At 26.0% G+C, this 14,965-nt stretch carries 13 protein-coding genes; 4 read left to right on the top strand and 9 right to left on the bottom strand.

Going from position 1 to position 14,965, the window contains the following annotated elements; genetic code table 11:
• The first annotated feature begins 160 nt into the window (after window positions 1-160).
• The 3 genes from LN42_RS01245 to LN42_RS01235 all read left to right on the top strand — a co-directional run bounded on the left by LN42_RS01245 (window position 161) and on the right by LN42_RS01235 (window position 4,331).
• Window positions 161-1,888: an ABC transporter ATP-binding protein gene (locus tag LN42_RS01245; RefSeq protein ID WP_075780148.1), complete on the top strand. Its 1,728-nt coding sequence runs from the start codon at window positions 161-163 to the stop codon at window positions 1,886-1,888.
• A gap of 673 nt (window positions 1,889-2,561) precedes the next feature.
• Window positions 2,562-2,951, top strand: a complete 390-nt coding sequence (locus LN42_RS01240) for a response regulator (protein WP_014295733.1) — start codon at window positions 2,562-2,564, stop codon at window positions 2,949-2,951.
• Between the two features lie 12 nt (window positions 2,952-2,963).
• A complete protein-coding gene (locus LN42_RS01235) occupies window positions 2,964-4,331 on the top strand; it encodes a GAF domain-containing protein (RefSeq protein ID WP_075780147.1) in 1,368 nt (455 codons plus the stop codon).
• 17 nt (window positions 4,332-4,348) lie between these two features.
• On the opposite strand, the gene LN42_RS01230 is transcribed toward LN42_RS01235, so the two are convergent.
• The 3 genes from LN42_RS01230 to clpX are packed head-to-tail and all read right to left on the bottom strand — an operon-like array spanning window position 4,349 to window position 7,478.
• Window positions 4,349-5,242 carry a tRNA-dihydrouridine synthase gene (locus LN42_RS01230; protein ID WP_075780146.1) on the bottom strand — a complete coding sequence of 298 codons (894 nt, stop codon included), beginning with the start codon at window positions 5,240-5,242 and terminating at the stop codon, window positions 4,349-4,351.
• Window positions 5,236-6,246, bottom strand: a complete 1,011-nt coding sequence (gene tsaD, locus LN42_RS01225) for a tRNA (adenosine(37)-N6)-threonylcarbamoyltransferase complex transferase subunit TsaD (RefSeq protein ID WP_075780145.1) — start codon at window positions 6,244-6,246, stop codon at window positions 5,236-5,238. Before tsaD ends, LN42_RS01230 begins: the two co-directional genes overlap by 7 nt.
• Window positions 6,246-7,478 (bottom strand): ATP-dependent Clp protease ATP-binding subunit ClpX, encoded by a 1,233-nt coding sequence (gene clpX, locus LN42_RS01220; protein ID WP_014295729.1) that lies wholly within the window; start codon window positions 7,476-7,478, stop codon window positions 6,246-6,248. Before clpX ends, tsaD begins: the two co-directional genes overlap by 1 nt.
• 326 nt (window positions 7,479-7,804) lie before the next feature.
• Between clpX and LN42_RS01215 the strand changes: the two genes are divergently transcribed.
• Complete coding sequence (locus tag LN42_RS01215; protein ID WP_014295728.1) at window positions 7,805-8,083, top strand: hypothetical protein; 279 nt, start codon at window positions 7,805-7,807, stop codon at window positions 8,081-8,083.
• An 84-nt stretch (window positions 8,084-8,167) separates the two neighbouring features.
• Here LN42_RS01215 and wecB read toward each other — a convergent pair whose 3' ends face one another.
• The 6 genes from wecB to LN42_RS01185 are packed head-to-tail and all read right to left on the bottom strand — an operon-like array spanning window position 8,168 to window position 14,948.
• Complete coding sequence (wecB, locus tag LN42_RS01210; RefSeq protein WP_075780144.1) at window positions 8,168-9,289, bottom strand: non-hydrolyzing UDP-N-acetylglucosamine 2-epimerase; 1,122 nt, start codon at window positions 9,287-9,289, stop codon at window positions 8,168-8,170.
• A gap of 45 nt (window positions 9,290-9,334) precedes the next feature.
• Window positions 9,335-10,663: a hypothetical protein gene (locus tag LN42_RS01205; protein ID WP_075780143.1), complete on the bottom strand. Its 1,329-nt coding sequence runs from the start codon at window positions 10,661-10,663 to the stop codon at window positions 9,335-9,337.
• A 12-nt stretch (window positions 10,664-10,675) separates the two neighbouring features.
• Window positions 10,676-12,034, bottom strand: coding sequence for a hypothetical protein (locus LN42_RS01200; RefSeq protein ID WP_075780142.1), 1,359 nt, complete (start codon window positions 12,032-12,034; stop codon window positions 10,676-10,678).
• On the bottom strand, window positions 12,031-12,597 hold the full coding sequence (locus LN42_RS01195) for a DUF4416 family protein (protein ID WP_014295724.1): 567 nt from the start codon (window positions 12,595-12,597) through the stop codon (window positions 12,031-12,033). Before LN42_RS01195 ends, LN42_RS01200 begins: the two co-directional genes overlap by 4 nt.
• Window positions 12,584-12,916 (bottom strand): hypothetical protein, encoded by a 333-nt coding sequence (locus LN42_RS01190; RefSeq protein WP_014295723.1) that lies wholly within the window; start codon window positions 12,914-12,916, stop codon window positions 12,584-12,586. Before LN42_RS01190 ends, LN42_RS01195 begins: the two co-directional genes overlap by 14 nt.
• A complete protein-coding gene (locus LN42_RS01185) occupies window positions 12,909-14,948 on the bottom strand; it encodes a CBS domain-containing protein (protein ID WP_075780141.1) in 2,040 nt (679 codons plus the stop codon). Before LN42_RS01185 ends, LN42_RS01190 begins: the two co-directional genes overlap by 8 nt.
• Window positions 14,949-14,965: the final 17 nt, after the last annotated feature.

The following is a 14,965-nucleotide window of genomic DNA, read 5'->3' as shown; positions in this document are numbered from 1 at the left end:
AAAAGCTCAGTGATGAGTTTTTTTCTTGATAAAAAGATATTAGAGATATAAATTGATAGTCAAAAGTGTTATAAAGCGCCAAAGATACACTAAAAACTTTGTGAAAAATAAAAAATGTATAACTTAATTAATACAATACAGAGATTAAGGAGTGGAATACATGAAAAAGATAAAAGAAATAATAAATTTTTATAGATGTATTAGCAGGAAAAGATTGATTTTAACTCTTATTGGAGGTCTAATTCTTTCCTTTCCAATAATCATAAATATATATACGCCCGTTATTATAGGTAAAATAATCGATAATCTGTCAAATCAAACGCTAAATATAAATAATATATATCTTTTAATAGGATTATTTGCATTAAATATAATATTAGATTATATAGGAAATAAAATATATTTGTACAATAAATACAAAGCAGCAGATGAAATGAGAAACTATATATTTGAAAAAACTTTTAGTATACCTATAAAAGAATTTAACAGAAATGGTGCAGCATATTATTCTACATTAATTAGAGAACAATTAAATAACGCATTTGCAGTACTTGATTATTCGTTTATCCAAAATATTTTACTTACAGTACGAATGATATTTATTATGGGAATAGTATTTTTATGGAGCAAAATAATATTTATAGTATTTTTATTAAATGGTGTGGCAGTTTATTTGTTTTCAAAAAACATGAATAAATTGACAAGACCATATATAGAAAAAGGAATGAATGAAGTAAGGAAAATAAATTCCTTTCTAAATGAATCGTTTAATAATATCATACAGGTACTTTCCGGAAATTTCGTTAAAAAACTTTCAAGAGAATATCAGGAAAAGAATAAAATTACAACAGATTATTTTTTAAAATCAGAATATATAAGAGTGAAATTGAATATTTTGCTTTCTGAAATTCCGGAAGCATTTACAAAAGTGTTTATTATAGTTTATTCTGCATATCTGGTTTTAAAAGGAAATATGGAAATAGGTCAGATATGGGTATTATTGACTTATTATTCTTATATAAAACAACCATTTGAATTCTTTAGATACTTCTCTAAAGCATTTTTAGAAGGTGATGTAACTATTAATGAAATAAATAAATTTTATAGTAAAACAAAAGAAAACAAAGGAAAAGATAAAAAATATATGGAGTTATTATCTGAAGATAATTTTTACACATTAAAAAATGTAAACTACAAAATAAATGGAAGAAAAATATTGAAAAATATAAATATTGTATTCCCTAAAAATAAAATAATAGGAATAGTTGGTTTATCTGGAGAAGGAAAATCAACACTGATAAACATCTTATTAGGATTTGAAAAAGAATATGAAGGAGAAATATACTTAAATAGAAAAGACATAAGGAATTTAACTCATGAAGAAATATTTAACGAATTGGATTATTATGAACAAAATGTAAAAATATTTAATAAATCACTAAAGGAAAATATAATTTTAGGTCGAGAATGGAATAAAAAAAGATATGAAGAAATAGTCGAAAAATTAAAATTAAAACATTTAGAAAATAGAAAGTTAGGGAGCAATGGTGAATTTATTTCTGGTGGTGAAAAACATAGAATTCAATTAGCCAGAATTATGTATTCAAATAAAAAATATGTAATCCTTGATGAACCGCTTACCAACCTGGATGCAATTAATGAAAAAGAACTGCTGGATATATTAAATGAACATTTAAAAGATAAATCAGCAATTATAATTTCTCATAAATTTAATATCATAGATATTTGTGATTTAATAGCGGTAATAGAAAACAGTAAGATAACCTCATTTGATGCTCATGAAAATTTATTAAAGGAAAATTATTTATATAAAAAATTAAGAGATATAGCTGTTAATTTTGAAAATCGATCTAAAATAAATCAATGAATTTTATTAATTTTATAGTAAAACGCAAGAAAAATTTTTTTAAAAAGAATTTCGCGATATAAGACCTTTGTTTGAAATCGGATGATAAATTAATCATCCGATTTTTTTATTACCTTTAAAATCGCTAATTTTTAAAAATCATAAATTTTGATACCTGGTAAAATTATATTTTTCTACTTAACTTCGGTAAATCAAAATTTACCGAAGTTAAGAGAAAGTCTTTAATAAAGCTAAAAATCGCTATTTTACTATTAAATATACCTATAAAAATACAAATATTTGAGTATGAGACATTATCTATTTTTTCTAGATGAAATATTTTTTTAGTACTTTTTTATATAATATATATAGTTTATACAATATATAATAATTATTACATTGTATTTGTGGTCTTTGTTTGTTTTTGATTTTTCTATTGGTCGTATTAATGTATATTGCATTATATAATTTATTATTGAATATATAATAATTTATCTATTGTATAATATAAATATTTGATGTATAAGAAAAATGAAATTGATTATTTTTAATTTTTAATAAATAAATTTTATCTATGAATATATAATATATATTAAAATATACAATGTATAAATTTAATTGATAAAAAAATTCCAGATTTGAATTTTTATGGTATACTTATCATGGAGAAATTTTTTGATTGGAGGATGAAATTATGGGAAAGGTTCTAGTTGTTGATGATGATAAAGTAATTAGAGAATTTTTAAGAGAATTACTAACTTCAAAAAATATTGAAGTTAACGATGTAGAAAAAGGAAGCGAAGCTATAGAATTACTTAAGCATACAGAATATGATGTTGTATTATTGGATATAATAATGGAGGATTTAGATGGAATAGAGGTTTTAAGAAGAATAAAGAAAATGTCACCATTAACTACTGTAATTATGATGACTGCTTATTCAAGTCCGGATTATGTTTTGCATGCACTAACTCTTGGTGCAACTGATTTCGTTGAGAAGCCGTTTGAGCCAGAACTGATATTAAAATTAGTTAAAGAAAATCTTACTCGTGTGAAAAGATGGAAAAAATCTTTGGGTTTATGAGGGCTATATATTATGTCCTTTATATCTAATCTAACTTTTTCGGAGTTTAATGAATATATTAGTAAAATTTTTGATTTAATAATAAAAAAAGTAAGAGCTGATTCTGGCTCTATTCTTGTTCTTGATGAAAATGAAAATATTATATACAAGGCTGAAAAAAATCTTACCATTGAAATTGAAAAAATCTCTGTTGGTGAAATTGACAGACTTGTTTCCAGAATGAAGAAGCCTGTTATTCTTGAAGATTTATCAGAATTTCCTGATTTAAAAGGTAAAAAACGAGAGGAAATAAAATCATCTATTATTTTTCCAATGTATTTCAAAGATAAATTAATAGGTTTTTTAAATTTAAATAGAAAAAATTCGTCTTTTATCAATAAAGATATTGAAATTATAAAAGAGCAGGAAGTTTTTTTAATTCCTACTATATATAATATTGTTCTTTTAGAAGAAATAAATAAGGAACGTAGAAAGTTTAATAGATTTATTATTGCATTAAAAATTATGATAGATTCATATTCTAACTCAAAAAATACATTTGAATTTTTAGGAAAGGTTTTAAGTGCGGTAAAAAAAGAATTGAATGCAAAAATTACATTTGTTTTTCATGATTCACAATATACTGGAAAGGGGATAAGATTTGGAGACAAGGTGCTTGAGATAGTATATGGTGAAAATTATGATATTGAGTATGTTGAAAAAATAGAAGAATTCTTTAAAAGTATATTATTATTAAAACATCTTGAAGAAATTACAAAAACCATAGATGTATATTCTGAAAATTCCAAAGAAATTTTAATGATGAATTTTGTATCCTGGGAATTGCTTCAAGAGGTAAATAGCACCTTAACCTCATTAAATATGATAGCTTTTATGTTAAAAGACAAAGATCCACGATTAGCAGAAAATATAAAAGAAACTGTTAAAAGATTACAAAGTGCATCTGATAAATATAAATCTAAATTCTTTAAAGATAAAAAAATAGAACTTGTGGATATCTATGATTTACTTGAAGATATTGGAAAACGTATAAAAATATTTTTACCTGATATTGATTTTAAAATATTGAATATTTTTCATACTAAAATATATTTTCAGAAAGAAATTATTTCAAATGCCTTTTTCAGTATTTTTCTCACAATATTAAAAGATTTAAAAACAGATAAAAACATTTCTTTTGAAATTTCACACGAAAAAATAAGTTTACGTGAGATAAAAGTGATAATTACAGCATACCCAATTAATATGTCAATAAGCGAAGAAAAGATTAAGGAGCTTTTTAAAATACCATTTGGTATATTTGAAAATTATCATATTAAATCAAATGTTATAATTAATGAAGATAAAATAATTTTAGATTTCATTATCCCAAAAAAATAATACCCTTAAAAAGGGTATTATTTTTCTAATGCATAAACAATTTTTTCTAAATCGTTATATGTGTTAATATATGGAATTTGTTTTCTTATTTCCCTGGCATTTTTTAAACCTTTTGTGTAAGCAATAAAAATCTTTTTAAATCTTCTAATTGCTTTTTCTTCACCATAATCATCTATCATCATTTTAATATGTTCTAAAATTGTTGATTTAAATTCTTCAAATTCTGGCTTTCTATTTGAGAAAATCCATGGATTGCCCATACTTCCACGAGCAACAATTACAAAATCTACATTATATTCACTCATTAAAATTTGCGCATCTTCATATGAATAAACATCTCCACTTGCTCCTAAAGGAATATCACAAATTTTTTTTAAATCTCTAAACCTTTTCCAATTCGCCTCTCCAGAATATAATTGTTTTTGAGTTCTGGCATGGACAATAACATAATTAGCATTATTCTTTTGAACAACTTCGATTATCTTTTCTGCAATATCCTCATCAAAACCCAATCTGATTTTTACTCCCACTGGAATTTCAACATTTTCCTTTAATGCTTTAATAATATTTCCCAACTTATCTAAATCCTTTAATAAAGCCGAACCTGCTCCTTTTTTTATTACTTTTTTAACAGGGCAACCGGCATTTATGTCAATCCAATTTCCTTTATTTTCAACTAATTTTGCAGCTTTTATAAAACTTTCTATATTAGAACCAAATAATTGAATACCAATATCTTTTTCATTTTCTTTTGGCAACATTGAAAAACTTTCTTTTTTATCTCTAATTAATGCTTCTACACTAATCATTTCAGTAAAAGTAAATTCTGCACCATTCTTCCTGCATATTTCTCTATATGCATAATCTGTATAATCTGCCATTGGTGCCAATCCAATTTTACCTTCTAACATATATCTCTCAACCCCAAATTTGGAACTGCATCAAGAGATAAATCAGCAAAATTATTTCTAATAAATTTTTCATAACCTGCACGTGCAATCATAAGCGCATTATCAGTACATAAATTTAACGGCGGGAAATAGATTTTCATATTTTTTCTTTTAACTTTTTCTTCTTCTATTCTTTTCCTTAAATATGAATTTGCAGCAACACCACCTGCAATAATTATTTTATCAACCTTTAAATCTTTAGCTGCTTTCATAGTTTTATGAATTAATGTATCTATTAAAGCCTTTTGGAATGAAGCCGCCACATCTTCAATCTTATAATTATCATTTTTCTTAGTAAAATATAATAGTGCAGTTTTTAATCCGCTAAAACTAAAATCATATCCTTTATGATACAACGGTTTTGGAAAATCATAAATAGGTTTTCCATTTTGAGCTAATTTATCAATTTTAGGACCGCCAGGGTATCCAAGATTCAACAATCGAGCAACCTTATCAAAAGCTTCGCCTGCTGCATCATCTATAGTTTGACCAATAATTTCAAAATGCAAATAATCTTTTGCATGAAGTATCATAGTATGACCACCAGAAACAAGCAAAACGAGAAATGGCGGTTCTAAATCATCGAAGGCTATAAAATTGGCATAAATATGCCCGTACAAATGATTAACTCCAATTAATGGTTTATTTAAATTTAAAGCCAACCCTTTTGCAAAATTTAAACCAATAAGCAAAGCCCCGACTAATCCGGGGCCATATGTAACTGCAATAGCAGAAATTTCTTCAGGTTTTATATTAGCTTCTTCAAAAGCCTTATTAGTTAATTGATTTAAATAATTCAGATGTTTTCTTGCTGCAATTTCCGGAACAACACCACCAAATATCTTATGTATATCAATTTGCGAAACAACAAGGTTAGAAAGTACTGTATTTCTTCCCTTTAAAATTGCAACAGCTGTTTCATCACAGGATGTTTCAATAGAAAATATAATAGGTTCTTCCTTCATTATGCACTCTCCCGTTCAATCATAACAGGTTCTTTCTTTTTCTTAACAACATCTTCATCAATAATAATTTTTTCTATAATGCCTTTTCTTCCAGGAACTTCAAACATTATATCAAGCATTACTTCTTCAAATACGCTTTTTAAAGCTCTTGCACCGGTTCCTCGTTTTAATGCTTCTTTAGCAAGTTCATATAATGCACCATCAGTAACTTCCAATTCAACGCCATCTAATTCAAGCATTTTCTGGTATTGTTTTAACAATGCATTTTTGGGTTCTTTCATAATTTTTACTAAATCTTCTTCACTTAAGTCGCTTAATGTAGAAACTACAGGAAATCTTCCAACAAATTCTGGGATTAAACCATAATGTACTAAATCATCTTGAGTTACATTCTTTAATATTTCTCCAAGTTTTAAATCTTTTTTAGACTTTATTTCAGTACCAAAACCCATTGTAGTTGTAAGAATTCTTTGTTTAATAATATCATCAAGTCCATCAAATGCACCACCAGCAATAAATAATATATTAGAAGTGTCTATTTTAATAAATTCTTGATATGGATGTTTTCTTCCACCTTGAGGAGGAACATTTGCAATAGTTCCTTCTACAATTTTTAATAATGCCTGTTGAACACCTTCACCTGAAACATCTCTTGTAATTGAAGGATTAGGTGATTTTCTTGTAATTTTATCAATTTCATCAATGTATATAATACCCATTTGAGCCTTTTTAGTATCAAAATTAGCAGCCTGTAAAAGTCTTAAAATAATATTTTCAACATCTTCACCAACATAACCAGCTTCTGTTAAAGGTGTTGCATCAGCAATTGCAAATGGAACACCAAGAATTTTAGCTAAGGTTCTTGCCATTAATGTTTTACCAGTACCAGTTGGTCCTATTAATAATACATTTGACTTTTCAATTTCAACATCATCGTGTTTATTGCCGTAGAAAACTCTTTTATAGTGATTATAAACGGCAACAGCAAGTGTTTTTTTAGCATATTCCTGTCCAATTACATATTTATCTAACTCTGCCTTTATTTCAGCAGGTGTAGGTAATTCCTTTTTTTCGCCTGCATTTTCTCCCTCGATATTTTTTGCTTCCTGTTCTTCTATTAAATCAGCAAATAATTCTATACATTCATTACATATATACACACCAGGTCCAGCGATTAATGTATCAACTTTGCTTGCTGGCCTTCCACAAAACGAACAATATTTTTCTTTCATAAACCGATTCCTCCCGTTTAAATATAATTTCTTTTATCCTATTTTAACACCTTCATGTAGATTTTCTTCAATAACTTTCTTTAATATTTTGTAAAAAAATACATTATCATAAAATTTTTTATTTTATGTAGTTTTTAGTTTTATCGAATTTTAGTATTTAATAATTAAAATCAATAGCTTAAATATATTTTATTAAATACTATAATTTACCAAATTTCTATTTTATTATATCTATAAATTTGACATTTATATAAATTTTTTGTATAATTATTTATATTCAAACTTAAAATTCTTTTTAAATCCTGAAAGTTTACAGGAGGCTTAATATGTTAGAATTTATCTTTAACAGTAAAATAAAAATAAAAGTTTTAAGAACTCTTGTAGAAACTGATGAAATTTATTTTAACGACTTAAGAAGAAAAATAAATAGTGGTGCTGGTAGTTTGAAAAAAGTTATTGATTTCTTTTATGAAAAGAATATAATTGAATTAAAAAGAATAGGTAAAAGAAAACTTCTTATATCTCTAAATAATAATTACAAAGAATTATTAAAAAAGATTTTCGAAATAGAAAAAGATTTTATAAAAACCTATAGAAAAATTTAAGATTATTTTTTTTGAATTTAAAAAATTAAAAAATAATTTTTCAAGGAATAACAATAACATCCTCCAAAAGGGAGGATGTTATTGTTATATATTAAATTCTTTTATATCTTCACCAAGTAAAATTTTTGAAATTCTTAAAGATGCCTTTCCATCACCAAAAGGATTTTTTGCATAAGACATTTTATTATAGAAATCTTTATCAAATGCCAACTTATTTATATATTCTTTTATTATTTCTTTATCAGTTCCTATGAGTTTTGCTGTCCCGGCTTCTATTGCTTCAGGTCTTTCTGTTGTTTTTCTTAAAACTAATGTTGGTTTTCCTAAAGCTGGAGCTTCTTCCTGGATACCACCGGAATCGGTCATAATAAAATCAGCTCCTGTCATTAAAGCTGTAAATTCAAGATATTCAACAGGATCTATTAAGATAGCATTTTTTATATTTTCTAATATTGGATAAACAACTTCTCTTACTGCAGGATTTAAATGTACTGGAAATACTAAATATATATCTGGATTTTTTTCAAGAAACTCTTTAACTGTTTCCATTACATTTTTCATTGGTTCTCCCCAATTTTCTCTTCTATGCATTGTCATTAGTATGTATCTTTTATCGTTTAATCCGTATTTTTCCTTTATTTTTTCTATTTTTTCTTTATTTTTATCTATAACCCATAACAATGCATCAATAACCGTATTTCCTGTTATAAATATATCTTTTTCGTTTATTCCATCTTTTAATAGATTTTCTTTTGCATTTTGTGTTGGAGGAAAATGTAAAGTGCTTAATACTCCAGTTAATCTTCTATTCATTTCTTCAGGAAAAGGGTTATATTTATTGTTTGTTCTTAATCCTGCTTCCACATGTCCAACAGGAATTTTATAATAAAATGAGATTAAAGCACCTATAAATGTTGAAGTTGTATCTCCCTGAACGAGTATATAATCAAATTTTTCCTTTTTTAAGATATCATCTATTTTTTTTACGAGATTTGCTGTTAATTCCGGCAATGTTTGGCGATGTGTCATTACATTTAAATCGTAATCAGGTTTTATATTGAATAGTTCTAAAACCTGATCCAGCATTTCTCTATGCTGTGCAGTTGCAATAACTTTTGCGTCTATATTATGTTCTTTTAATGAATGATATACCGGTGCCATCTTTATTGCTTCTGGTCTCGTTCCAAATATTAGTCCAACCTTCATTTTTTCACTCCTTTAATATATTTAGATGATTTATTGCATTTGATTTTAGAATTCATATGATATTTTTACTGTATATTTGATTAATTCAAATTTATCAAATGTTGTATTGATTTCTAAATTTTTGAGCTTTAATTGTAATGTTGTGTAGTTGAATTCAGTTGTTTCACCATATGGTCCTGACCATGTTTCGGTATTTCCCTTTAATTCAGTATTAAAATATGATGTGTTTAAATCTATTTCGCCTTTAATTATGTGCTCATATAATACCTTTAAATTGTCAAATTTATTTATAAATTCTAATGAAATGAGATAGCTTTCTATATCGTTGCCATAATCATATCCCATTGGTATATCGTATATTTTATTTCCGTCAATATATCGTCCGGTAAATTTTAATAGTTCCTGCCATCTATTATACATCCAGGAGTATATTTTATATTTTTCACCTTTTAAAATAAAATATGTGTTTTTATATTTTCCATTTATAGAGCTTCCGTATCCCCATGCAAATGCTGTTGGTTTATATGATTCAGCACCAGCTTCAGTTAAAGGTACAACATAGTCATCCATGGCAAATTCGCCATATAACTTTATTCCTTTAAAAGGAACAATTTCTCCATCTAATCCAAAAAGAGCATTTGAATATCCTTCGCCATATGTATTATGTAAAATATTCATAAAATTTAAATCGACTAAATCAGGGAATTTACCACCAATTAAATTTAATTCATTGAGGGAAATTCTTAATTGTTTTATAGGTTTAATATCCAATCTATGAATTAAGAGAGACTTGTATGGATCATAATATCCTATACCTATTGATCTTCTATCGGAATTTCCATCTACATTCATTTTTTGTATTGCTAATTCCTCATCTGTAAGATATGCATTAAATGAGTATGCGCCAAAATATATTCCCATTTCACCTAATAAAAAGTCTGTTGTGAAACCACCTGTAATTCCATTTACATATGGAAGTGCGTCTGAAAAAAACACGCCATGTTCCAACAAAGACCAATCTGTTTTATACTTTCCAGCAATAAACCAGAAACTGTTTATTTTTTTTCCATAATAATATTCAAAATTCAGATTATTTTCAGGAGTTATTTCAAAAATTATACCATAATTATTTGTTCTATATGAAAAAAGATCATATAATTCGTAACCTGTATTTTTTCGTAATAAAGGAAAATACAAGGAAATATTTTTGGTATATTCAATAGGATAAGGTGAAATTGCCGTTGGAAGTGTCTCCCCAGATATAGTTTTCTCGATTGTGTAAATTTTATATTCATTATCGTTTTCAAATGAAAAAGCAAATAGTTGTATTGCTGATAATACTATAAATAGTATCAAAATAACTGTTTTTTTCATAACACACCTCTATTATTTTAATTTAAGTGGTATTGTTGTAAATATTGAATATATATTGTATCTTTCATCGCCGTATTCCATATTAATATATTTAAATTCAAGATTTTCAATTAAAGGTATGTTTATTATCCCTTTTATTTTTTGTACTTTAAATTCTTCACCAAAAGATGTCCCAAATTCATTTTCATAGTATAATAACCAGTTTTTTGAAGAAATATATCCGGAAAGAGAAGTCGCTTTTGAATTTTCATCATATTTAAATCCAAGAGGATAATCATAAAAATATCTTGCTCCCGGGTCATTTATTATTTCAAGTGAACGGTTGTATAATCTATTATATGGAATATCGTCTTCGTATATTCCAGCATCTACAGAATAATATTCGTATTGTCCTGAAATAAATAGTTCTTTTAAAGGTTTTAATAATATTTCCACACCATATCCGTAACTATTTTTTTGTTTTATAGGATTATATGCATCTTGAAAGTACAATCTAAAAGGCATTTTTTGATATTGAATGTCAATACCTGCTAAAGCATTTTTTACATCAAATGGTGTAGATGGAATTTCTCCACCATATAATCCTAAGGTTGAAAGTCCTATGTTTATTGCGTAACTTTCATAATCTATTCTGTTTACCCATACTTCTTTAAATGCAAGTGTTGCATCTGTTGAAAATTGTTTTTCATATTCCGTTTTTGTCATCATTGGCTGCATTGAAATTAATATGGAATTACAGGTAATATCAGGCAATTTTACTTTAAAATTTATATTTTCATAGTATTTAGATGCATCTGATATTAAAAGTGAGTTTTTTAAAGGGCCTAATGATATAGGAGTACGTCCAAGTACCATGCTCCATTTTTTTTCGTTTAAACTGAGATAACTAAGAGATGGTGTGTCTAGAGTTGTTCGAGTTAAGATTGATGCATCTTTGTATATATCATAAATGTTCATGCTTTTATATTTAAAGTAAGGCGAATTCCCTTCTTTAAAATCAACAATAAATTGTGCATATAAATTTTTATTATGATAGAATTCAAAGCCAAAATCCAACCATGAATAATATTCCTTATACATATCACTAAAAAATATTTCATCTTTTTCAAGGGTAGAATATCCTCCACCATCAAATATTACTGTATTTTCTAATCTTTTTTCGTAACCCAGGGGTATTTTAAATAAAATTGAAGATTTGTATTCTGAATCATTTTTGTATAATAAAGGAAAACCGGTATATTGAATACCGGCATACATGTTTAACGATTTTTGATAATAATATTCGATTGTTCCAGGAAAAAGTAATTTTGCGGAACTAAATAATATAGTATTTAAGATTGCTATAAAAAATATTAATACTATTTTCTTCATCTAATCTTCCCTGCCAGCCATTTTTTTCTTTTTTCAAGATATAGATTTCTTATTTTTGTTAATTCTTCCTGGTATTCTTTATCTTTAAAATTTTGATAAGAATGGTCAAAAGCCTTCCATTGTTCATATACATACATTAAGGTTATTTCGGCATAAATTCCTTTGGATAAATATATTCTATTACCCCATGGTTTAGTACTCGCTAAAACAAATTGCATATGATGAACATAACCAATATCAAGATTTACCTTTCTTTTTCCATCAACAGAATATTTTTTTTCTATATCATTTGTTATTGTTTTAGCTTCTGCAAGAAATCCAGGCGAATATAGGTTTTTAAAACTTATCATTCGCGCCTTTATTTTAACGTTTTGCCCCATTTCCATATTGTAATAATATGTATATTTTTGAAAGTCAATTTCATCTGAAATATAATCTATTTCTCCAAAATGTTTTACAAGTTCATTATATACTCCCTCAGTATATAACCAGTAATCGGTATTACCAGCTGAAAAGAAGTGTATGACATAATTAACTCTATCAATATCTTTAATTTTTCCCATCTTCGACCACCACCTCAAATTTTTTGAGTTTAATTTTATATATTTTATCGTAAGTTTTTACAGTAATTATTCCATAATTGTCTTTAATAATAAATTTTTCATTTTTTCCTATTATTAGGTTTTTTGTATTTCCAGGTTTTAAGATTTCATCGTTTATAAAAACAGTTTTTGTTCCATTATTTGTAATTTCCACTGGAATTTTTTGAGATGAAGCAATATATATTAAATCTGCTGAGTTTTGAAGTATTTTAACAGCTAAAATCAGTGAAACGATAATGATAAAAGCTGATATACTCATGTATATTTTATATTCATTCATTTGATATCACCAAACGTTCCAAAAATTCTTTTTCATCTTGAATTTCACCATCAAGTTTTTTGATTTTTATATATTCTAATATTTCTCCGACTTTTTTTCCTGAAATACCTTTTTTTATGATATCTTTTCCTGTAATTTTTAATTCTAAATTTGAAATGGCCTTAAGATATTTTATATATTTTTCCTCCATTTCCTTACTGGTTAAAAAACCAGAAATCACAATCTTCAATTCATCATCTATATCTCCTAAAATATTATAAAAATCCGAATTTTTCCATTTAAATGGCAAAGTTTTAAACTTTTCTATTATGATGTTTAATCTGTTCAGGTTATTTATAAATTTCTTTGGCAACCCATATCTTTCAGTTGCATATATCGCCGCCTCTCCATTTTCGCAGGCTAAATAGCTATATAAGAATATATGGAAATCCTTAATTTTCTTATTTTTTATATTACATTTATTTTCAAACCATTTTTTAAATTTAAGTATTTTTTTAAAGCGTTCTACTTTTTCTTTTTTATATTTTGGATGCCAGAATAAATGATCAAATATTGATAATTCTCCCATTTCAATAATAGAATCTATTACATTTTTTTCAGATAATATTTTTTCTAATTCTTCTCTCAAACGCATTCCGGTAACTTTTTCAATATAATTATTGTTTATAGCTTCTTTCATTAATTCAAGTGTTCTTTCTTCTATTTTAAAATTAAATCTTCTTTCAAAACGTATTGCTCTTAAAATCCTTGTTGGATCTTCAATAAAACTTAAATTATATAAAATCCTTATTATGCCATTTTCTAAATCATTTTGACATCCAAAGAAATCAAATAATACACCAAATTCTTCTGGATTTAATTTTATAGCCATTGCATTTATTGAAAAGTCACGCCTGTAAAGATCTTTTTTTATTGTACTTATTTCAACTTTTGGTAAATCAGCAGGTTTTTCATAATATTCAACACGTGCAGTTGCAATATCTATTCTAAATCCATCTTTAAAGAATAATGAACCTGTATGGAACTCTTTATGTTCAACAAATGTTGTTCTAAGGTTTTTAGATACGTATTTTGCATACTTTAATCCATCACCTTCAATAACTATATCAATATCGTAATTCTTTTTTCCCAATAATAAATCTCTTACAAAACCTCCAACTACATATACTGGAAAGTTAAGTTCTGCTCCATATATTCCGAGTAATCTTAAAAGATTTAGATATTTTGGTTCTATAATCTCTAACATCTTTTTTAAAATATTTTTTTTATGAAGAGTATTGGTATAGTCAATTATTATTTTTGCAGGTGATTTGTGAAAAAATTTCCCTTTTATTAAATCGCTTCTTGTAATTATTCCTATAAGAAGATTCTCTTTATTTAAAACAAGAATTCTTCCTATTCCATTTTCCGCCATTATTTCTCTAATTTTTTCAATAGAGGTTTCAGGTGAAACGGAAATTATCTTTTTTGACATTATTTTTTTTATAGGCTCTTTTTCAAGACCATGGTTTATAGCTTTTTCAACATCTTTTTTGGTAACAATTCCAATTAATTCATTTTTTTCAATAATTGGAAATCCGCTATGTCCAGTTTGTATCATAAGTTTATATATCTTTTCTATTGGTTCTTCTGATAATACTGTTCTTACAGGTGAAGACATAATGTCTTGTGCTCTAATTTTTGGAATACAGATATTATCTATGTTATTTAAGATTTCTTTCAAAAGAATATCCGGTGATTTTATTGAGCTTTCAAATGAAATCATATTATGGGATAACATATCTATTTTATAGTATTTCTTTAATTTATTGATATCTATATCCGAATTTGCAGATTTTATTATAACTTTTATTTTTTCATGAGTTTCAATAATAAAAATTATGTAAATATCATAAATTCCAAAAATTTCTGAATTTACATACTTATCTATATAATTATTTAGCGTTTTCTCAATATATGAGAAAAACACATTATAAGAGTTAAATTTAATTATCTGTGAATTTTTCTTCAATTCATCAATTATTTTGTCCATCTTCCCATCTCTCTTTA

Origin of the sequence: Marinitoga sp. 1137 (assembly GCF_001941525.1) — a bacterium.
Taxonomy (GTDB): domain Bacteria; phylum Thermotogota; class Thermotogae; order Petrotogales; family Petrotogaceae; genus Marinitoga; species Marinitoga piezophila.
The sequence above is the reverse complement of the archived record's forward strand: the minus strand, read 5'-3'. Positions and strand labels throughout refer to the sequence as shown.